At 64.6% G+C, this 17,029-nt stretch carries 25 protein-coding genes and 1 tRNA gene; all 26 read left to right on the forward strand.

What is annotated here, in order from left to right; translation table 11 throughout:
• The first annotated feature begins 7 nt into the window (after window positions 1–7).
• A complete protein-coding gene (locus HNR01_RS08455; RefSeq protein WP_183667378.1) occupies window positions 8–145 on the forward strand; it encodes a hypothetical protein in 138 nt (45 codons plus the stop codon).
• Complete coding sequence (locus HNR01_RS08460) at window positions 142–777, forward strand: LexA family protein (protein WP_183667379.1); 636 nt, start codon at window positions 142–144, stop codon at window positions 775–777. Before HNR01_RS08455 ends, HNR01_RS08460 begins: the two co-directional genes overlap by 4 nt.
• On the forward strand, window positions 774–920 hold the full coding sequence (locus tag HNR01_RS08465; protein WP_183667380.1) for a hypothetical protein: 147 nt from the start codon (window positions 774–776) through the stop codon (window positions 918–920). The genes HNR01_RS08460 and HNR01_RS08465 overlap by 4 nt, the downstream gene beginning before the upstream one ends.
• The gene (locus HNR01_RS08470; protein ID WP_183667381.1) at window positions 920–1,078 is read left to right on the forward strand and encodes a hypothetical protein; all 159 of its coding nucleotides are present in this window, start codon (window positions 920–922) and stop codon (window positions 1,076–1,078) included. The genes HNR01_RS08465 and HNR01_RS08470 overlap by 1 nt, the downstream gene beginning before the upstream one ends.
• Before the next feature lie 216 nt (window positions 1,079–1,294).
• The gene (locus tag HNR01_RS08475; protein WP_183667382.1) at window positions 1,295–1,465 is read left to right on the forward strand and encodes a hypothetical protein; all 171 of its coding nucleotides are present in this window, start codon (window positions 1,295–1,297) and stop codon (window positions 1,463–1,465) included.
• On the forward strand, window positions 1,462–1,659 hold the full coding sequence (locus HNR01_RS08480; RefSeq protein ID WP_183667383.1) for a hypothetical protein: 198 nt from the start codon (window positions 1,462–1,464) through the stop codon (window positions 1,657–1,659). Before HNR01_RS08475 ends, HNR01_RS08480 begins: the two co-directional genes overlap by 4 nt.
• A gap of 408 nt (window positions 1,660–2,067) precedes the next feature.
• The gene (locus HNR01_RS08485) at window positions 2,068–2,346 is read left to right on the forward strand and encodes a hypothetical protein (RefSeq protein ID WP_183667384.1); all 279 of its coding nucleotides are present in this window, start codon (window positions 2,068–2,070) and stop codon (window positions 2,344–2,346) included.
• A gap of 136 nt (window positions 2,347–2,482) precedes the next feature.
• A complete protein-coding gene (locus HNR01_RS08490; RefSeq protein ID WP_183667385.1) occupies window positions 2,483–2,899 on the forward strand; it encodes a VRR-NUC domain-containing protein in 417 nt (138 codons plus the stop codon).
• The gene (locus HNR01_RS08495; protein ID WP_183667386.1) at window positions 2,896–3,210 is read left to right on the forward strand and encodes a hypothetical protein; all 315 of its coding nucleotides are present in this window, start codon (window positions 2,896–2,898) and stop codon (window positions 3,208–3,210) included. Before HNR01_RS08490 ends, HNR01_RS08495 begins: the two co-directional genes overlap by 4 nt.
• 73 nt (window positions 3,211–3,283) lie before the next feature.
• Complete coding sequence (locus tag HNR01_RS08500) at window positions 3,284–3,547, forward strand: hypothetical protein (protein WP_183667387.1); 264 nt, start codon at window positions 3,284–3,286, stop codon at window positions 3,545–3,547.
• Window positions 3,544–4,158: a helix-turn-helix domain-containing protein gene (locus tag HNR01_RS08505; protein ID WP_183667388.1), complete on the forward strand. Its 615-nt coding sequence runs from the start codon at window positions 3,544–3,546 to the stop codon at window positions 4,156–4,158. The genes HNR01_RS08500 and HNR01_RS08505 overlap by 4 nt, the downstream gene beginning before the upstream one ends.
• Window positions 4,155–6,755: a DEAD/DEAH box helicase gene (locus HNR01_RS08510; RefSeq protein ID WP_183667389.1), complete on the forward strand. Its 2,601-nt coding sequence runs from the start codon at window positions 4,155–4,157 to the stop codon at window positions 6,753–6,755. Before HNR01_RS08505 ends, HNR01_RS08510 begins: the two co-directional genes overlap by 4 nt.
• The gene (locus tag HNR01_RS08515; RefSeq protein WP_183667390.1) at window positions 6,736–7,674 is read left to right on the forward strand and encodes a DUF7146 domain-containing protein; all 939 of its coding nucleotides are present in this window, start codon (window positions 6,736–6,738) and stop codon (window positions 7,672–7,674) included. The genes HNR01_RS08510 and HNR01_RS08515 overlap by 20 nt, the downstream gene beginning before the upstream one ends.
• Window positions 7,671–8,018: an NrdR family transcriptional regulator gene (locus HNR01_RS28015; protein ID WP_183667391.1), complete on the forward strand. Its 348-nt coding sequence runs from the start codon at window positions 7,671–7,673 to the stop codon at window positions 8,016–8,018. Before HNR01_RS08515 ends, HNR01_RS28015 begins: the two co-directional genes overlap by 4 nt.
• 20 nt (window positions 8,019–8,038) lie before the next feature.
• Window positions 8,039–8,227 (forward strand): hypothetical protein, encoded by a 189-nt coding sequence (locus HNR01_RS08525; RefSeq protein ID WP_183667392.1) that lies wholly within the window; start codon window positions 8,039–8,041, stop codon window positions 8,225–8,227.
• Window positions 8,228–8,237: 10 nt separating this feature from the next.
• Window positions 8,238–9,104, forward strand: a complete 867-nt coding sequence (locus HNR01_RS08530; protein WP_183667393.1) for a transcription termination/antitermination NusG family protein — start codon at window positions 8,238–8,240, stop codon at window positions 9,102–9,104.
• Window positions 9,105–9,561: 457 nt separating this feature from the next.
• Window positions 9,562–9,637 (forward strand) — tRNA-Thr (locus HNR01_RS08535).
• Window positions 9,638–9,953: 316 nt separating this feature from the next.
• Window positions 9,954–10,106 carry a DUF3309 domain-containing protein gene (locus HNR01_RS08540; RefSeq protein ID WP_183667394.1) on the forward strand — a complete coding sequence of 51 codons (153 nt, stop codon included), beginning with the start codon at window positions 9,954–9,956 and terminating at the stop codon, window positions 10,104–10,106.
• Window positions 10,103–10,276, forward strand: coding sequence for a hypothetical protein (locus HNR01_RS08545; protein ID WP_183667395.1), 174 nt, complete (start codon window positions 10,103–10,105; stop codon window positions 10,274–10,276). The genes HNR01_RS08540 and HNR01_RS08545 overlap by 4 nt, the downstream gene beginning before the upstream one ends.
• Window positions 10,277–10,403: 127 nt before the next feature.
• Window positions 10,404–11,576: an RNA-guided endonuclease InsQ/TnpB family protein gene (locus HNR01_RS08550; protein ID WP_210313112.1), complete on the forward strand. Its 1,173-nt coding sequence runs from the start codon at window positions 10,404–10,406 to the stop codon at window positions 11,574–11,576.
• A 107-nt stretch (window positions 11,577–11,683) separates the two neighbouring features.
• Window positions 11,684–11,905, forward strand: coding sequence for a hypothetical protein (locus HNR01_RS08555; RefSeq protein WP_183667396.1), 222 nt, complete (start codon window positions 11,684–11,686; stop codon window positions 11,903–11,905).
• 250 nt (window positions 11,906–12,155) lie between these two features.
• Window positions 12,156–12,362: a hypothetical protein gene (locus HNR01_RS08560; protein ID WP_183667397.1), complete on the forward strand. Its 207-nt coding sequence runs from the start codon at window positions 12,156–12,158 to the stop codon at window positions 12,360–12,362.
• 285 nt (window positions 12,363–12,647) lie between these two features.
• The gene (locus tag HNR01_RS08565) at window positions 12,648–13,202 is read left to right on the forward strand and encodes a terminase small subunit (protein WP_183667398.1); all 555 of its coding nucleotides are present in this window, start codon (window positions 12,648–12,650) and stop codon (window positions 13,200–13,202) included.
• Complete coding sequence (locus HNR01_RS08570) at window positions 13,199–14,440, forward strand: terminase large subunit domain-containing protein (protein ID WP_183667399.1); 1,242 nt, start codon at window positions 13,199–13,201, stop codon at window positions 14,438–14,440. Before HNR01_RS08565 ends, HNR01_RS08570 begins: the two co-directional genes overlap by 4 nt.
• Window positions 14,441–14,520: 80 nt before the next feature.
• Window positions 14,521–16,017 (forward strand): DUF1073 domain-containing protein, encoded by a 1,497-nt coding sequence (locus HNR01_RS08575; protein WP_183667400.1) that lies wholly within the window; start codon window positions 14,521–14,523, stop codon window positions 16,015–16,017.
• Complete coding sequence (locus tag HNR01_RS08580; RefSeq protein ID WP_183667401.1) at window positions 15,953–16,762, forward strand: phage head morphogenesis protein; 810 nt, start codon at window positions 15,953–15,955, stop codon at window positions 16,760–16,762. The genes HNR01_RS08575 and HNR01_RS08580 overlap by 65 nt, the downstream gene beginning before the upstream one ends.
• Window positions 16,763–17,029: the final 267 nt, after the last annotated feature.

Consider the following 17,029-nt stretch of genomic DNA (forward strand, 5'->3'; position numbering starts at 1 on the left):
GAACTGGATGCGTCCCCGCTCGAAGGGCGGCACGGGAGGCTTCATCCCTCAGAAGCACGTCAGCAAGCTCCTCGGGTACGCCATCAAGCACGACAAGCCGGTCAGTGCGGCCTCGTTCATCCCAGCCCCTGCGGAGGCGGCATGAGCACAACCCCCACATTCATCTACCTGATCGAAGCGGCCAACGGCCTCGTGAAGATCGGCGTCGCTCAGAAGGTGCGTGACCGCTTCCAGGCGACGCGCCTTCACAGCCCTGTTCTGACGCGCCTGATCGCATGCTGGCCCGGCTCTCAGGTTGACGAGCACGCTCTGCATGAGCGGTTCCGTTCCTACCGCGAGCATGGCGAGTGGTTCGTGCTGCGCGGTGAGTTCGCTGCGTTCGTTGAGCGGTCGCGCGGCGTTGGGGTCGATCACATCCCGACTTGGGGCGATCTGAAGTTCAACAACCGACCGGCTTACGTGCTCAGGCGCAACCTTGAGCGCACGAAGGCTCGGCCGAAATATGCTGGCGCCGTCGCGTGTGAGACGAAAGTCGGCATCACTCCGCAACAGCGGCGCGTGCTTGATTACATCAGCGGCTACCTTGCCGAGCACGGCTGCGCCCCGAGCTACCAAGAGATCGGCGACAGCATCGGCGTGCTCAGCAAGTCGGGCGTCCACCGTCTCGTCCATGGCCTCGTCAGTCGTGGTCATCTGAGCCTTTCGCCGGGCCGTGGGCGCACCATCACTCTGTCAGAACAGCCCGCTGCGTCTGTGGCGAACGGAGTTGCGGCATGAGCCCGCGCGATCTCCGCCTCTGCTGCGTCATCGGCAGCTTCGCCCTCGCTCTCGTTCTGGCGACCTTCGCCGTCTGTGGCGGGCTCGCAGTAGCGGCAGCCAAGCGCGGCGATCTTTTCCCTCAGATGCATTGGAGCCGGTGATGGATCTCGCATCGCTGTGGTTTGCATCCCTTGCCGCTCTGTTTGCTCAGCGTGCCGCTGTCGTCGGCGGCTTCGAGCGCGAAGAGCACGGCATCGTCATCGCCATTCCCGGCTCGCTTCTGGCTGTCGGCTTCGCCCTCCTGCTGGTGGGGCGCTGAGATGGCCGTTCGGTGGGTCTCGAACCAAGACGTCAGACGCTGGCAGGCTGCGGCCGACGCGGGCGTCTCCGTTCGCGGGATAGCTCGCAACGAAGGCCGGTCGTGGACGACGGTGAGGCATTACATCTCGGAGTCCATCGCGGGGCTACGTCGTCGTGCTCTTCGTGACGAGCGACTGTTCGCGGCCTGCAATCGCGCCCTCGCCGAGGTGCGTACATGATCGCGTTCTGGCGATACTTGACCGTGTTTAATGCGCTCGCTGCCTTGATGGCGGCCGGCATGCTCGCGGCGACCGACGATGCTTCGCTGGGGCTGTCGCTGGCTGCCAATGGGAGCGTCTTTCTCGTCTCCCTCTGGTTCGATTTGGCCCCGAGGGGGCAGGCATGACCCCTCTCTCAAAACTCATCCTCGCCTGCCAGCTGCGCCCAATACGGATGCATCGCCAGGAAGCGCGGATGCGGCTCGGCCAGGGCTGCGAAGCCAAGGGTGGCCTGCGCCTGTCGCAGTTCGCGGCGGACTGCTTGCCAGTAGGCCCGCTTTCTCGCGGCTCGGTCTGGCATCGCTCGGGCGAGGCTGCGTGATGCGGCTCGCTTCATCGCCCACCCTCAATCACCAGCCCGCCGTGCATCCGCACGAGCCGGGCATTCATCTGACGACCTCGCTTGCCGGCTTGGTCGTTCGGTCCCTTCGCCATCGGTCTTGCCGGACCTTTGGCGCCTTCCTCGACCGGCTCGGTTGCCGCCGTCCGATCGATCTCACGTCGTGCCTTGCGTTCCCGATCCGCCAGACCGGGTGTCCCTGAAATGTCGCCGTCCTCCTCTCTCGCAGTAGCGGGTTCCATCGGCTGGCCCTCTGAGGGCTCTGTGGCCCCGTCCTCGATGCTCACAGCATCGGGGAAAGCCATGAGACACACTGCTGCCGCCGCGAGTCAGAAGCCCGTTCGTTCTCGGCAAACTGACTCCGCCGCTCGGACAAATGTCGGAGAGCGCGTGATCGCGTTCCTGCGCCGACAGCACCCCATCAAGACCGCCGACAACGTGGCCGCCGATAGCGGTGTCCCGGCTGGCACCGTTCAGAAGTGGCTTGACCGCGGCTCGGCGCCAAGCGTCGTCCACTTCGCCCGGCTCGTGTCTGCCTACGGCCCTGACTTCCTCGCGACCGCCTTCACGTCGCCGCCCGCTTGGCTCGACCAAGCCCGCCGCGACGAGCGTGCCGCGACCCTCAAAGCTGAAATTGCCGCTCGTGAAGCCATGCTGGCGAGGCTCTGAATATGCGTTCAACGAACACGGGGCGCGGTTGGCGTCAGAGCTTTTGGGTGGCGGGCGAAGCCTTCTGGCTTTGGGCCGGCAAGGTGCTCGGTGGCTGGTGTGATGGGCTTGCCGCCTATTGCCGGACGCGTCAGTGATGACGAGGGCCTTTCGCCTCACTGCGCCGCGCACGTCTGACGAAGACGACATTCAGCGCGCGATCGTCAGATATTTGCGGCACGTGCTGCCCGCAGGCTTCATCGTCCAATCCACCGCGAACAAGCCTCGGTCGGCGGTTGCTGGCGCTCGTGAGAAGTCGATGGGCGCCGTGGCCGGCTGGCCCGACCTCGCGGTGTACGGGCAGGCGGAAGACGAGAACCCCACGGCTTGGTTCATCGAGGTGAAGACCCCTGCTGGCCGTCTCTCCGATGTTCAGCACGACGTACATGACCGGCTGAAACTGGCCGGGTTCAAGGTCGCTGTCGCGCGATCCGTCGATGACGTGCGCGATCTAGTGCGGGCTTGGGGTCTGCCGTCGAGGGATACGTACGTCCGTCGATCGGAGGCAGCATGACCGCCCCACTCACATTCTCCGAATTGCAGCGCCTAGAGCGCCTTGTTGAGTGGAACGAGAACAGCGCCAGAAGCTGCTCCGACCTCGCTGACGGCCTTGCGGCTCATGCCCGCTACGAAGCCAACCAGGGCCGCGCCAGCGACGCCGAGGGCACCAAGGAAGCCGAGCGACGCAATCGTGTGCGCGCCAAGGCTCACGCCGACACCGCGCGCTTCCTGACGCGCCTCATGCCTCGCCACGACAGCGAGGCCACGACTTTCCGAGATCACCTGAAGCCGAAGGAGAAGGCGCAGATCCGTGCGCCGCCGTGACCTGACGCGCCTTCCCGTCCGTCACCGCCTCTCTGTAACCGAGCGCGCCAGCGCTTCTCGGAACGGCTTCGTCATGTCCGATGTCATGCCTAGGCTAAACGCCGACCCTGCTCTCTACCGAGCCGCGAACGAAGCTCTGCGAGCGCTGCGCGATGATCTCGTGCGACGCGCCAGGGGCTCCGGCGACTTCCGGCATGTGGTGGAGTTCGGCGAAAACCTGATCCGCTACGGCGCCTCGACCGTCTCGCAGGCGGCGAGCCTGCCCTATGCCGCTGAGGTGGCATATCGAACGGCCGACGATCTCGTGGCCGCTTCCATGAAGGGAGGCGAGCAATGAGCGTCGCCGCCATGAAATGGGCCAAGCGCCAGCGTGTCCGCACGACGTGCCGCATCGTCCTCAACGCTCTTGCCGATCGCGCCGATAAGGACAGCAAATGCTGGCCGTCGCAGGCAACGCTTGCGACTGACACGGGGCTTGCTGTTCGCACGGTGCGCCTCGTTCTCGCCGAGATGGAGGCCGCTGGCGTCATTGCTCGGCAGCACCGGGGCAATGGTCACGGCGGCCGGGCTTCGGACCTCATCACTCTGAACGTTGAACACGACTTCGACCTGATGGAAGCGGTCGATGAGGCCGCTGACGAGGACCCCTTTGCGGCACCAGATGCCGGTATTAACAAAGGAGCTTACCGGCATATTAAGGACGGGTTAGCGGCATATGAAGGACAGGTTAGCGGCACGTCGTGCCGGGGAAAGAACCTAACAGGAAACCAAAGGAACCTATATCCTAGCCGTGAAGAGAGGGTTCAGGATGTAGCACTGTACGAGGACCCGTGGCTTGCGGCAGGCGCCGACCCGTTCGCTGAGTACGCCTTCGGTCCCCCTGATCCCCACGGCTCGGAAGACGACGAGTTCAGTGGATGCGTCCTCACCGATGGGGGCGCCCGATGAGCCGGGAGCTGCGCCCCCACCAGATCAAGGCGATCGACGGACTGCGCTCATCGCTCAAGGCAGGCTTCCGCCGCCCGCTGCTGTTCCTCCCGACCGGCGCCGGTAAGACCCGCTGCGCTGGCGAGATCGTCAAAGGCGCCCGCGCCAAGGGCAAGCGGGTGCTGTTCGTGGTCCCCGCGATCAGCCTCATCGACCAGACGGTGCGCTCGTTTTGGGCCGAGGGCATCACCGACATCGGCGTCATTCAGGGGCAGCACCCCATGACGCGACCGGAGGCGCCGGTTCAGGTGGCGTCGATCCAGACCCTACAGCGCCGCGCGATCCCGCCCTTCGACGTCGTGGTCGTGGACGAGGCGCACGTTTTTTTTGAAATGCTCGGCAAGTGGATGGCCGCCGAGACGTGGCAGAAGGTGCCCTTCATCGGCCTGTCCGCCACGCCTTGGACGCGCGGTCTCGGCAAGCACTACGACGACCTGATCCAGGTCACGACGACCGCCGAGCTGATCGAGGCCGGATACCTCTCGCCGTTCCGGGTCTACGCGCCTTCGCATCCCGATCTCGGCGGCGTCCGCACCGTGGCGGGTGACTACCACGAGGGCGACCTTAGCGAGGCGATGAATAAGCCCGCGCTCGTGGCCGACGTCGTGACGACATGGCGCCAGCGCGGCGAGAACCGGCCCACCTTCGTCTTCGCCGTCGATCGCGCCCACGCCAAGCACCTTCAAGGCGAGTTCGAGAAGGCCGGCATCAATTGCGGCTACATCGACGCCTTCACGCAGGCGGCCGAGCGAGAGGCGATCTTCAAGCGTTTCACGGCCGGCGAGACGAAGGTGATTGCCAGCGTCGGGTGTCTGACGACGGGCGTGGATCTGGACGTGCGTTGCATCGTGCTCGCCCGGCCGACTAAATCCGAGATGCTGTATTGCCTCGACAGCGAGACTGAGGTGCTGACCTCGCACGGCTGGCGTGGAATGGGCGACGTGCGCGAAGGCGATTGCGTTGCCACGCTGGCCGATCTCGTGACGGGGGAGGGGCAGTGGTCTCCTGTCAAGGCTGTCGTTGAGCGTGACATGGACCCGCTGGAAGCGTGGGTTTCCTATCAGTCCCCTCGCGCCAACTTCCGCGTGACCGATCAGCACCGGATGATCTTCCGTGGAGCCCACGAGAAAGAGCCCGGCTACCGGATTGCTACTGCGGCAGAAATGCTGCCCGTGAAAGGCGGCGTGAAAGTGCCGACCGCTGTCACGATCCGGCAGCCAGGCGTGCCGCTCACCGACGCCGAGCTGTATTTCATCGGCATGATGATGACCGATGGGACGTGGACAGCGACCGCTGGCAGCATCTCACAATCGGAGCGGCATCCCGAGATCATCGAGCGGATCGAGGCTTGTCTTGTCGGTTGCGGCATCGGCTACACGAAGAGCCGGGTAGCGTCGCCAGATGAGGGCGCTGCCGTGCAAGAGCGTCACACTCGGTGGCGCTTCGATATCTCGGCTGGGAAACCCAAGGGGCACGGCAACCTGGGGCGCGGACAGGTAGCGACCAAGCGAACCTACAAGGAGGTCGCTGGCGTCACTGGCTACCGGCATCTGCTGCCGTTCCTCGACAAGGACTTCGCGCCGGCCCTCATGGCTCTGTCGCGAAGCCAGTTTCTGACGCTGTTGCAGGGCATTCACGACGGCGACGGCTTCAAGCTGAAGTCGCCAAGCGTTGATTGGACACCGCGCTCGTGGACTATCTGTTCGGCGCGGCCATTGTTCGCGGAACGCTTGCAGGCTCTAGCCGCAGTCAACGGGTTTACCGGCCACCTTCGCTCTGAGTTGGGAGCCAGGAAGAACCCGATATGGTTCCTCACGATCACGCCGCAGGATTGGCGCCATATCGGCGGCTACGCTGCCGCCAATCGCTCGCCGCGTCCGCAGGTCGAGACCGCTCCGGCAACCGCTGAGCGGGTCTGGTGTGTCGAAACTGAAACCGGAACCATCGTCACCCGTCGGCGCGGGAAGGTTACGGTTGTCGGCAACTGCCAGATCATCGGCAGGGGGCTCCGGACCGCTTCAGATCACCCGGTTTACGGTCCCAAGACGGACTGCCTGATCCTCGACCACAGCGACACGACGCTCCGGATGGGGTTCGTCACCGACATTCACCACGACGTGCTGGACGACGGTCGCGAGCGGCAGAAGGCCGAGCCCCGGCAGAAGCCCGAGGCCCTCCCGAAGGAGTGCAGCGCCTGCAACTTCCTCAAGCCCGCCAAGACGCCGAAGTGTCCGGCCTGCGGGTTCAAGCCTGAGCGTCAGAGCGAGATCGTCTGCGAGGACGGGCAACTCGTGGAGATGACGCCTCGCCGGAAGAAGGCGAAGGCCGATGAGAAGGCGTTCGTGTTCGGCCAACTCCGCCACTACGCCAAGAGCCGGCGCCTACGGGAGGGTTGGGCCGCCCACAAGTTCAGGGAAATGTTCGGCGTCTGGCCGAACGCCCACCGGCTCGCTCCCGACGTGGAGCCGACCCCTGAAATCCTGTCATGGATCAAATCCCGACAGATTGCCTTCGCCAATCGCCGCAAGGAGCCGACCTATGCTGCCGCCGCTGAGTGAGCGCGCACGCGGCCGGTGGGCCGGTCTGCTGCCGATGCTGGGCGTGGACAGCCGCTTCCTGTCTGGCCGCAAGAACGGCCCCTGTCCGATCTGCGGCGGCAAGACCCGCTTCCGCTTCGATGATCTGGAAGGCCGCGGCACCTGGATCTGCAATCACTGCGGGGCCGGGAACGGCATCGACCTCGCCATGAAGGTGCTCGGCATCGACTTCAAGGAACTAGCCGAGCGGATGGCCCCTCTGATTGGCGAGGTTAAGCCTACAGCGCCAAAGAAGGGTCGGGACGAGGCAGACACCCGGAAAAGCCTGGAAGCCCTCTGGCAGGCTTCCAGGCGCGTTGAGCGGGGTGATGCCGTTTCCCGCTACCTCGCGGCTCGGGTTGGCCTCGTGTCCGTGCCTGAATGCCTGCGCACGGTCGAGCGCCTTCGCTATCAGGACGACACGCCGTCGTTTCACCCCGGCATGATCGCGCGGGTAGCGGCGCCGGACGGTAGCGGCGCTCAGATCCATCGCACGTACCTGACGGCGGACGGGCGCAAAGCGGACGTAGAATCTCCGCGCCGCATGATGCCCGGCCCGATCCCTGATGGGGCTGCGGTGCGTCTCTTCCCGCCGGGCGCCGTGCTCGGCATCGCGGAAGGCATCGAGACCGCCTTCGCCGCCGCGTCGCTGTTCGGCGTGCCGGTGTGGGCCTCGCTCAACTCGACCATGCTCGTGAAGTGGGAGCCACCGCCCGGCGTCGAGGAAGTCGTGATTTTCGGCGACGCGGACGAGAAGTTCGCCGGGCAGGCTGCGGCCTATGCGCTGGCGAAGCGCCTGCAACCGCCGGTCTTCACGGGCCGGGTTCGCGTCGAGATCCCCGAAACCCTCGGCTCGGATTGGTGCGACGTGTTCAACGCTGGTCGGAGGGCAGCCGCATGATCTGCCCCAAGTGCAAAGCCGACACGAGGGTCAAGGACAGCCGGCCTCACGCGGACGACCCGACCGTGATCCGGCGCCGGCGCCAGTGTGACGGCTGCGGGCACCGGTTCGAGACACAGGAAGGTACGGTTGACATCGTTGGCACCCGTGCCGCGAAGCGCGCCCGTGCCATCCGGTTTCGATCCCGGCTCGGAACCGAGAAGTATCGGGAAATGAAGGTTGGCTGGCGCCTGCGGAAGGCCGCCGCCGCCGAGGCCGCTGAGACCGGTCAGCCCGTCGCCGAAATCCTGGCCCGCTGGAATGGCGTTGCCGCGCCATCCCGTCCCGCCTCACCCCACCCGTAGCCTTCGGAGGAAAGCCGCCAGTGTTTCACTTCCACAGCCGCTCCCCTGAGCAGCACGCTCGCGACTACTGCCAAGCCATCGGCGTTGATCCGGAGGAAGTCGTCGGCGGGTACGTCGATCATGGCTATGGCCGCGCCGATTGGGTCCGTCAGCCCCGCTGGCGCTGGTATCTCGGCGTCTCCGATGCCGCTCTCGCTCGTCCGATCTGAGGAGGCCACCATGGGCGCGAAGATGTACGGCAGTCGGACGGGTGCCAAGGCCGACAACGACAACCATCAGCGCAAGCCGAACGAGAACGGCGAGATCCCGATCCCGCCCGATGAGCGGCGCGGCGCCCCGATCATCGAGAACGAGCCGGGCAAGGGCTGGTTCTGCATCGTGACCACGCCGCAGGGCGAGTATCACTGCGCTGATGGCTTATCGGAAGCGGGGATCGCCACCTACGTCCCGACCGAAACCCACTGGCAACGCCGTAGGAAGGGCAAGGAAGCCTACCCGACCGAATTGCAGCGCCCACTACTGCGCGGGTACGTCTTCGCCCTCTTGGGGCTTCCTATCGCACGCCAGGGCAATTCCGGGACGACCTATGAGCTGCCCCCGTCGTGGGCGCCGATTTTCGAGCGCGATGCGTGGGGGCAGTCGAAGTTGAAGGTGCTTCACGTTCTCGGACTCAAGGGCAAGCCGGTTCCGATGCCGCTGGAATATCAGAATGCCGAAGGTCAGCGTTGCGGCTTGGCCCCGCTGGCAGAGGAGGAGCGGGCCGGGTGGTTCGATGAGCGGAAGCGCCCGGCGCTGATCTCTGAGCAAGATCGGCTCAAGGCTCAGGCGGAAGCCGACGCACAAGCGGCAGAAGAGATCCGCCGCCGTGCTGCTCTTCCCGTGTGGGCGGGCGACGTTGTGCGGCCAAAGACCGGCGCTATGGCCGGCCATGACTTCACCGCCGAGAACGACAACGACGAGCGGGGCAAAGTCCGCATCTCACGTGAGATGTTCGGACAGACCGTCTACGCAACGATCTCCGTCAGAGAGTTGGAAAACCTGTCGAGACCGGAGGTGAATGGCGCGGCTGCTCTGCGCAGGGCTTGACAAGGCTTCGCGTTTCTCTAACTTCAAGCGCGCGTGAGCCGAAGAGGGTGAAACCCCGCCGACTTCACCGCCGAACCGCAAGGCCGATCTGGCTGTGCGCGTTTGGCGTGGCGGAGGAATTGTCTCTGGCTCGCAGGGCGGACGGCCCGCCATATAGCCGTAGTCGGTTAAGGGTGGCTGCAAAGACCTCGTGAGGGCCTCGCCGCGCAAGCGGTCCGACTAGGGCAGCAGTTTCAGGTAAGCCCGAGGAAACGGTCACTGCGCTTCGACGCACACCCCCTCGGGATAGGTTTGGTGCGGCGACACGGTGAAAGGGCTTCGGCCCTGAGAGCGCACATAGACCCGCGCTCAATCTGCTGGCCGTAGGACGAGGCACCACCGCTGCTCCGGCTCGGATGACACGCCTCGGATCGCAATGCGGGGTTCGGTAGCAGGCCCCGCCCGCATCAATCAGTTTGCCGACGTAGCTCAGACGGCAGAGCACCCGCCTTGTAAGCGGGCGGTCGCTGGTTCGATCCCAGCCCTCGGCTCCAAGTTCACCGCCCAGGCATCGGACAGCGCTTCAAGCCTCGCGCCCCTTTGCACCCTGACGCTGACCGGTCTGGGCGGTGGCGAATTCGATGACGGCGGCACGGAAGGACGTGCTGAGGGACAATGCAGGCGAGCGGGTGCCCGTTCGGCCCAAGGGTACACGGTCAGGTAGGCACAGTGCCGTGTGAAGCTACCCGGCTAAAAGCTGGATGCCAGATCCCTGATAAATCCTGCAAGCGCCACCTCGACAGACTGAGGCGGGCTACAGCCGGTGTCGAGCCCGGCCCGTCATCGAACCCCTCTCGCAGGACGAGCGCCATGCTGACCACGGTTCTCCTGATCCTGCTGATCCTCCTGCTGTTCGGCGGCGGGCAGTTTTACGGCAATGGCGCCTACCGCGGCCCTGGCTTCGGCATCGGCGGCATTCTGCTGCTCGTTCTGATCGTGTTGCTTGTGACGAGGCGTCTGTGAAGGGCGCCGCATTCGCCTTCGCGGCAAACCTCCCCTCGCTCGCGTTCGTCATCGCGGCCGGGCTTATCGCTTGGCATGGTCAGGACGGATGGGGCTGGTTCATCCTCGGAGCCATCCTCACTCACTGCAGTGTTCGCTGGAAGACCGACGACGGCGAGGACGACAAGTGACCGAAGCCGATCGCCGCCTCATCTCCCGCATCGCCAAAGACCACGGCCTCACTGAACAAGCTCTCGCCAAGGCCGTGAGAGAGCAGCCTTCGGCCTTCAAGCCGGGGTGGGTTCGGCGGGGCGGATCTTGCGCTTCTACGGGAACAGCGTAGAACAATTCGGGCCGAAGCGGTGCGTCAACACCGGCTCCGGCCCTAACCCCGAAACCGCGTCAACGGTCATCGTGGCTGCCCCGTCTTCCCCCACACAGACGATCACCGTCAAGATCCGGCTGCGCGACAAGCGCGCTGCGAGCCTGCGTCGTCAGGCGCGGGCGGTGAACGTCGTCTGGAACTACGTCAACGAGGTGCAGAAGAAGGCGGCGCAGGCCCAGCGCAAGTGGCTGACTTGGGTCGATCTCAAGAAGCTGACAGCCGGGTCCAGCAAACTCCTCAACCTCCATTCACACACCATCCAGCAGGTGTGCATTGCTTACGACCGATCACGGTCGGCGCAGAAGAGGCCGTGGCTGCGCTGGCGCGGACGCAAGTCGCTTGGTTGGGTCCCCTTCAGCACCGGCCACGTCCTGTTCGATGGCGAGTGCTTCGTCTTCCACGGGGGTCGCTACGAAGCGATGCACCTGCGCGACGTTCTGAAGCCGGGCATGCGCTTTGGGGCGGGCAGTTTCAATGCCGATGCTAAGGGACACTGGTACATCAATCTGCCAGTTGAAGTGGAGTGCGCCGAGCCGAAGGTTGAGGACGCGGTCGGGATCGATCTCGGCCTGAAGACGCTCGCGACGCTCTCGACGGGCGATAAGATCGAGATGCCCCGCTTCTACCGCGAGAGCGAAGAGGCGCTGGCGAAGGCGCAGCGGGCGCGCAAGACGAAGCGGGCGCGGGCGATCCACGCCAAAGCGCGCAACCGCCGCAAGGATTTCCTGCACAAGGCCAGCAAGGCCCTGTGCGAGAAACACGGGACCATCGTCGTCGGCGATGTGTCTCCGTCGAAACTGGCCAAGACCACGATGGCGAAGTCTGTGTACGACGTCGGGTGGTCAGGCTTCCGAGAAATGCTCCGCTACAAGGCGATTACGCATGGGCGGCGCTACGCGGAAGTCTCCGAGGCTTATAGTTCCCAAGTCTGTTCGTCGTGCGGATCACTTCCGCCGTCGCGGCCGAGAGGTATCGCAGATTTGTCTAAGCGGATGTGGATTTGCGACGATTGCGGCACGGAACACGACCGCGACGTAAACGGCGCAATTAACATTTGCCGTGCTGGACTGAGCACGCTGGTAGCAGGAGCCCCATATGTCGGATGAGGTTCAGAAGCCCCGTCCTTCAGAGCGGGGAGCAGTCACAGAGCAGAAGCGGAAGCCGAAGGGCGATCGGATGGCGGTGGGGGAGTGAGATGAAGGACCCGCGCCCCATGTTCGGCGATCCCATCGGCCCTTGGCGGCCCTGGTTCGCATGGTATCCGGTAGAGTCGTTCGATGGCGTGCGGCTGTGGCTCTGCAAGGTTGGTCGGCGCCGCATCCAGAAGCACGACTATCTCAGCGGCGGCGCTGATTTCTGGTGGCAGTACGCTCCGCTCGGCGACCTTCGGGCCGCTTGCCGTGAGCAGCTTCAGCGAGAAGGTCGGCTTGCATGAACCTCCCTTCCGGCCTCGCCTCCATCTCCGCCCGCATGGATGACGCTCCGAATGTGAGGGGCGCTGTCGCGTTCGGGAGAGCAATGAGCCGAGCTGCCGATTGGCGCGGTCCGCATGTAGGGCCGGTGCCTGTCGCGGAGCCGATCCCCTGTGCCGAGGGTGAGGTGCGGGTTGAGCCGTTCAGATCCATCGTTGACCGTCACGCCTCGCTCATTTGCGGCTCGGCATACAAGGGCAAGGACAGCCGGTGATGGAGATCCTGTTCGGCATCCTCTCCACTGTGGTCTACGTTCTCGGCGTGACCTGCGCTGCCTTCCTCGGCGCGTTCGCTGCCTTCGTCGTTATCCTGTTCGTCGTCTCTGCCTTCAACGGCTTCGTGAAGGGCCGCCCAGCGGCGCGGTTCGGGTCTGCGCCGCTCAACCCGCCAACTGGCGGCTCTTCGGGTAGCAAGCGGTAGCGCCATGCAGACCTGTGAGACTTGCCGCCATTGGGATGCGCAGCCCGGCGAAGCGACCGGAGAGTGCAGCGCCGTTTGCGACTGCGCTGATTTCCATGACCGCATGGCCTTCGCCGCTCAAACTAACTCCGACGAGCGCGCTTACCTCGTCACGGGCGCCGAATTCGGTTGTGTCGCTCACGAGCCCCGCGAGTAGCTTGAACGACCTCGCCCTTGTCTGGGCTCTCATCCTCGCCGCCAACCTTGCAATGGCTGTCACGGCGCAGAGGCTTCCGTAGTCACCTCATGGCACTCAACCCGCAGCAGCAGAGGTTCGTCGAAGAATACCTCGTTGACCTCAACGCGACTCAGGCTGCAATCCGCGCCGGGTACAGTGAGGAGACGGCGGGCTCTCAGGGCGGGCGCCTGTTGAAAAATGTTGAAATTGGAAAGGCAATTGCGGATGCGATGGCCGAGCGCTCCGTCCGCACTCGCGTTACTGCTGACCGGGTGTTGACAGAGCTTGCCCGCATCGGCTTCGGCGATATCCGTAGCGTCGTCGCGTGGCGGGCGAACACCGCCGAAACCGGCAAGGAAGACGAGGACGGCGTTCCTGAAACGCGCGCGTTTAATGAGGTCGAGCTGATCGGCAGCGCGGAAATAGACCACGACGCGGCGGCGGCGGTGGCGGAGATCAGCCAGTCCAAGGACGGCGCGTTGAAGGTGAAGATGCACAATAAGGTTGCTGCCCTACAGGAGATCGGGCGGCATCTCGGGATTGCGCAGAAGGTGGAGCCGGTTGGCCCCGATGGGGCGCCCCCTGTCTTCACCTTTAAGCTGGATCGTCCGGCGCAGTCGTGAGCTTTGAATACGAGCGCCCGTGGCTGGCCGACTACCAGCGTGCGGCTTTGTTCGGCCCCGAGCGGTACGGCATCGTCGAGGGCTCGACCAAGTGCGGGAAGACCGCGCCTTGCCTGATCTGGCTCGCCGAGCAGTGCATGTTCGGGGGCGAGGGGCAAAACCATTGGTGGGTTGCGCCGGTCTACCCGCAGGCTGAGATCGCCTACAAACGGATGAAGCGGGGGCTGCCTCGCGATATCATCAAAACCCACGACACGGACAAGTGGATTGAACTGCCGGGCAGCCGGCGCATGTGGTTTAAGTCGGCAGAGAAGCCCGACAACCTCTACGGCGAGGATGTTTACAGCGCGGTTATCGACGAGGCGAGCCGCTGCCGAGAAGAGAGTTGGTATGCCGTCCGATCAACGTTGACCGCAACACGCGGGCCGGTTCGTGTGATCGGCAACGTGAAGGGGCGACGGAATTGGGCGTTCGCGCTGGCCCGAAAAGCCGAAGCTGGCGCCGAGGGGATGTCGTACAGGCGCATCACGGCGTTCGACGCGATCCAAGCCGGCATCCTCAGCCAAGAGGAAATTGAGCAGGCCCGCGCTGATCTGCCTGAGGCGGTGTTCCGCGAACTCTACCTCGCAGAGCCGTCGGATGATGGTGGCAACCCTTTCGGCATGGCGGCGATCGGCTCCTGTGTCGGCCCGCTATCGTCGGGCAAGCCAACGTCGTGGGGATGGGACCTCGCCAAGTCGGTCGATTGGACCGTCGGGATCGCCCTAGACGAAGAGGGGCGTGTTTGTCGGTTTGAGCGGTTCCAGAAGCCTTGGGACGCCACGATGGACCGCATCGCTGAAGTGACGGGTTCGGTGCCCGCTTTGGTGGACAGCACCGGGGTCGGTGACCCGATTTTGGAGATGCTCCAGAAGCGTTCCGGTTCGCGCTTCGAGGGCTTCAAGTTCACGAGCGAGTCAAAGCAACGTGTGATGGAAGGCCTGGCGGTTGCGATCCAGAAGCAGGAGATCGCCTTCCCCGACGGGCCCATTCGATCCGAGCTTGAGAATTTCGAATACGCTTACACGCGGACTGGCGTTCGCTACGAGGCGCCGGACGGATTCCATGATGATTGCGTTTGCGCGCTCGCCCTTGCGGTCAGTCAGAAGGCGCACGCTAAGGCGCCGCTGAGAGTGAGCGCTGAGGCCGTCAGGAGAACCGCAATGCTTACTCCGCGACGGGTCAGTTTTCATCTCTGATGGCAACCTCACGTCAGCGTCGGGCTCAGGCCCGGCCACCCGAACACAAGGAGCAGTCGAAGCGACCCGCGGTTCATCCGATGGCGCTGCTCAAGTCGCGACAGAAGCTCAAGGAGCCCGGTCCAAGCCCGTTCGATAGCGGGCGGCTCACCAAGCTGTTCCCGCCAGGTGTCGAGGCCTCGGGCAGTGGCATCGCGCAGGACAATGCCCTGACGCAGGCCATGGGATGGGCTGCGGCCTCGTACGGCGACTACGCCCTCGATGAGGGCATCGCCTTCCTCGGCTACCCCTATCTCGCCTCGCTTGCCCAGCGCGCCGAGTTCCGCAAGATCGTGGACGTCGTCGCCACCGAGATGACCCGCAAGTGGGTCCGGATCACGGCTTGGGGCGAGGACGACAAGACGGACCGCATCAAGGCCATTGAGGACGCACTAGAGCGTCTGCGGGCGCGCGACGTGTTCCGCAAGGCAGCCGAGCACGATGGGTTCTTCGGTCGGTCACACATCTTCGTCTCACTGAAGGGCGACGACGTCGTCAACGAGCGGCAGTCGTCGATCGGCGATGGTCGGGATGCGACGGCTCTCGGCAAGGTGGGGCGGGGGGGGCTCGTCGGGCTTGTGAACGTCGAGCCGTACTGGATCGCCGCCAACCCGATCGGCTTCAACACCACCAACCCGCTGGCCCCGGATTTCTACCGGCCCGGCAATTGGAGCGTCCTCGGCGAGCAGGTTCATGCGTCTCGCCTCCTGACTTTCATCGGGCGCCCCGTCCCCGACGTGCTCAAGCCCTCCTACGCCTTCGGCGGGCTCAGCATGACGCAGATGGCCAAGCCGTACGTCGATAACTGGCTGAAGACGCGGGAGAGTGTATCCGACCTGATCTCGTCGTTCGCGGTCATGGGCGTGAAGAAGATGAACTTCGCCGACGCCCTGGCGAACGGTGAGGTCGAGGATCTGTTCAACCGGATCGAGGTGTTCAATAATCTGCGGGACAACCGGGGCTTCATGGCCCTGAACGGCGAGGAAGAGTTCTTCTGCGTCGCTACCCCGCTCGGCACGCTCGACAAACTGCAAGCCCAAGCCCAAGAGCAGATGGCGTCGATCTGCGGCATCCCGCTCGTTAAGCTCCTCGGCGTGCAGCCGGCGGGCTTGAATGCCTCCTCGGACGGCGAGATCCGCGTCTTCTACGACTACATCCACGCGTACCAAGAGCGCCTGTTCGCCCCAGCCCTCAAGAAGCTCCTCGGCTTCGTCATGCTGTCCGAGTTCGGCGAGATCGACGAGGCCATCGGCTTCGAGTTCGAGCCGCTGTGGCAGATGTCGGAGTTGGAGCGAGCAGACGTTGCCCTGAAGCGGGCGCAGGCAGTGATGACCGCCGAAGCGGCGCTCGCGCCGGCCACCGTGCTGCGCGAGCTGCGAGAGATGTCGGAGCCAACCGGCGTGTTCGGCCAGATCACCGACGAGGACATCGAGGAGGCTGAGGCCATCGCGCCGATGCCCGAGACGGACCCGAATGCAGCCGAGCCGCTACCGGATCGACCCGAGGACGTGCCCGTCCTGCCTCAGGCCGCAGAATAACCTGCTTGCTCAAGACAGGGCAGGGCAGTCGGCGCGCTCGGCGCACATCCGGGCGAGGAAGATCGAAAGGGAATACACTCGGCGGCTTCGCTCCGTCGCTGGTCAAGTCACCGATCTGATCCGCGGTTTCGACCTCGAAGACCTGACGATCACCCCGGTGATCCGATCCGCCTTGGATCGGTACGCGAGCACAGTTCGCCCGTGGGCCGAGTCCGTGGGGCGGCTGATGGTGACGGAGGTTGCTCGCCGCGACGAGCGGTCATGGTTCGCACAGGCAGATCGCATGGGTCGTGCCCTGCGGGACGAGATCGCCAGCGCCCCCCTCGGTGAGGTGATGCGAGAGAGGCAAGCCGAGCAGGTCCGGCTCATCACCAGCCTGCCGACCGAAGCGGCGCAGCGTGTCGGCGAGATGACCCGCGAGGGCATCGCCGAAGGGTGGCGGGCCAGTCAGATCGCCGCCGAGGTCATGAAGACCGGCGAGGTGACAAAAAGCCGGGCTGACCTGATCGCGCGTACCGAAGTCGGGCGCACCTCGACGCTTCTAACCCAAGCCCGAGCCGAGCACGTCGGCAGCGAGGGCTACAAGTGGATTACGGCAGGCGATAGCGACGTCCGCGCCTCGCACAAGGCGATGAACGGCAAGTTCGTGCGGTGGGATAGCCCGCCGACGCTCGACGGCCTCACGGGGCACGCTGGGGCGCTTCCGAACTGCCGATGTTTTTGTGAGCCAGTGATCCCGGACTAGGCGTTTGAGCATAACTGTACTACAAATGCGGAATGACTGAACATTACGCATCTAACGTCCGCCATGGACATTGCTCATTCGGCCGTCGCACTCCAGAGGCGACCGCTTGGCAGAATATGAAGGCACGCTGCCATAATCCACGGAACCCCCGGTACGCCGACTATGGCGGCCGAGGCATTACGGTGTGCGAGCGCTGGCGCAACTCGTTTGGGGCTTTCTACGAGGACGTAGGCCCACGGCCGAGCCACAGGCACCAAATCGACAGGA

The sequence above is a fragment of the Methylorubrum rhodesianum genome, from assembly GCF_014199985.1.
GTDB classification, from domain to species: Bacteria; Pseudomonadota; Alphaproteobacteria; order Rhizobiales; family Beijerinckiaceae; genus Methylobacterium; species Methylobacterium rhodesianum.

Excerpts from the sequence above, each read along its gene's own strand:
- HNR01_RS08495 (WP_183667386.1), top strand. The coding sequence starts at position 2,896 with ATGACCGCCCCACTCACATTCTCCGAATTGCAGCGCCTAGAGCGCCTT.
- HNR01_RS08455 (WP_183667378.1), top strand. The coding sequence starts at position 8 with ATGCGTCCCCGCTCGAAGGGCGGCACGGGAGGCTTCATCCCTCAGAAG.
- HNR01_RS08515 (WP_183667390.1), top strand. The coding sequence starts at position 6,736 with ATGCTGCCGCCGCTGAGTGAGCGCGCACGCGGCCGGTGGGCCGGTCTG.
- HNR01_RS08530 (WP_183667393.1), top strand. The coding sequence starts at position 8,238 with ATGGGCGCGAAGATGTACGGCAGTCGGACGGGTGCCAAGGCCGACAAC.
- HNR01_RS08540 (WP_183667394.1), top strand. The coding sequence starts at position 9,954 with ATGCTGACCACGGTTCTCCTGATCCTGCTGATCCTCCTGCTGTTCGGC.
- HNR01_RS08555 (WP_183667396.1), top strand. The coding sequence starts at position 11,684 with ATGTTCGGCGATCCCATCGGCCCTTGGCGGCCCTGGTTCGCATGGTAT.
- HNR01_RS08575 (WP_183667400.1), top strand. The coding sequence starts at position 14,521 with ATGGCGCTGCTCAAGTCGCGACAGAAGCTCAAGGAGCCCGGTCCAAGC.
- HNR01_RS08475 (WP_183667382.1), top strand. The coding sequence starts at position 1,295 with ATGATCGCGTTCTGGCGATACTTGACCGTGTTTAATGCGCTCGCTGCC.
- HNR01_RS08560 (WP_183667397.1), top strand. The coding sequence starts at position 12,156 with ATGGAGATCCTGTTCGGCATCCTCTCCACTGTGGTCTACGTTCTCGGC.
- HNR01_RS08480 (WP_183667383.1), top strand. The coding sequence starts at position 1,462 with ATGACCCCTCTCTCAAAACTCATCCTCGCCTGCCAGCTGCGCCCAATA.
- HNR01_RS28015 (WP_183667391.1), top strand. The coding sequence starts at position 7,671 with ATGATCTGCCCCAAGTGCAAAGCCGACACGAGGGTCAAGGACAGCCGG.
- HNR01_RS08500 (WP_183667387.1), top strand. The coding sequence starts at position 3,284 with ATGTCCGATGTCATGCCTAGGCTAAACGCCGACCCTGCTCTCTACCGA.
- HNR01_RS08505 (WP_183667388.1), top strand. The coding sequence starts at position 3,544 with ATGAGCGTCGCCGCCATGAAATGGGCCAAGCGCCAGCGTGTCCGCACG.
- HNR01_RS08510 (WP_183667389.1), top strand. The coding sequence starts at position 4,155 with ATGAGCCGGGAGCTGCGCCCCCACCAGATCAAGGCGATCGACGGACTG.
- HNR01_RS08465 (WP_183667380.1), top strand. The coding sequence starts at position 774 with ATGAGCCCGCGCGATCTCCGCCTCTGCTGCGTCATCGGCAGCTTCGCC.
- HNR01_RS08565 (WP_183667398.1), top strand. The coding sequence starts at position 12,648 with ATGGCACTCAACCCGCAGCAGCAGAGGTTCGTCGAAGAATACCTCGTT.
- HNR01_RS08490 (WP_183667385.1), top strand. The coding sequence starts at position 2,483 with ATGACGAGGGCCTTTCGCCTCACTGCGCCGCGCACGTCTGACGAAGAC.
- HNR01_RS08580 (WP_183667401.1), top strand. The coding sequence starts at position 15,953 with ATGCAGCCGAGCCGCTACCGGATCGACCCGAGGACGTGCCCGTCCTGC.
- HNR01_RS08460 (WP_183667379.1), top strand. The coding sequence starts at position 142 with ATGAGCACAACCCCCACATTCATCTACCTGATCGAAGCGGCCAACGGC.
- HNR01_RS08470 (WP_183667381.1), top strand. The coding sequence starts at position 920 with ATGGATCTCGCATCGCTGTGGTTTGCATCCCTTGCCGCTCTGTTTGCT.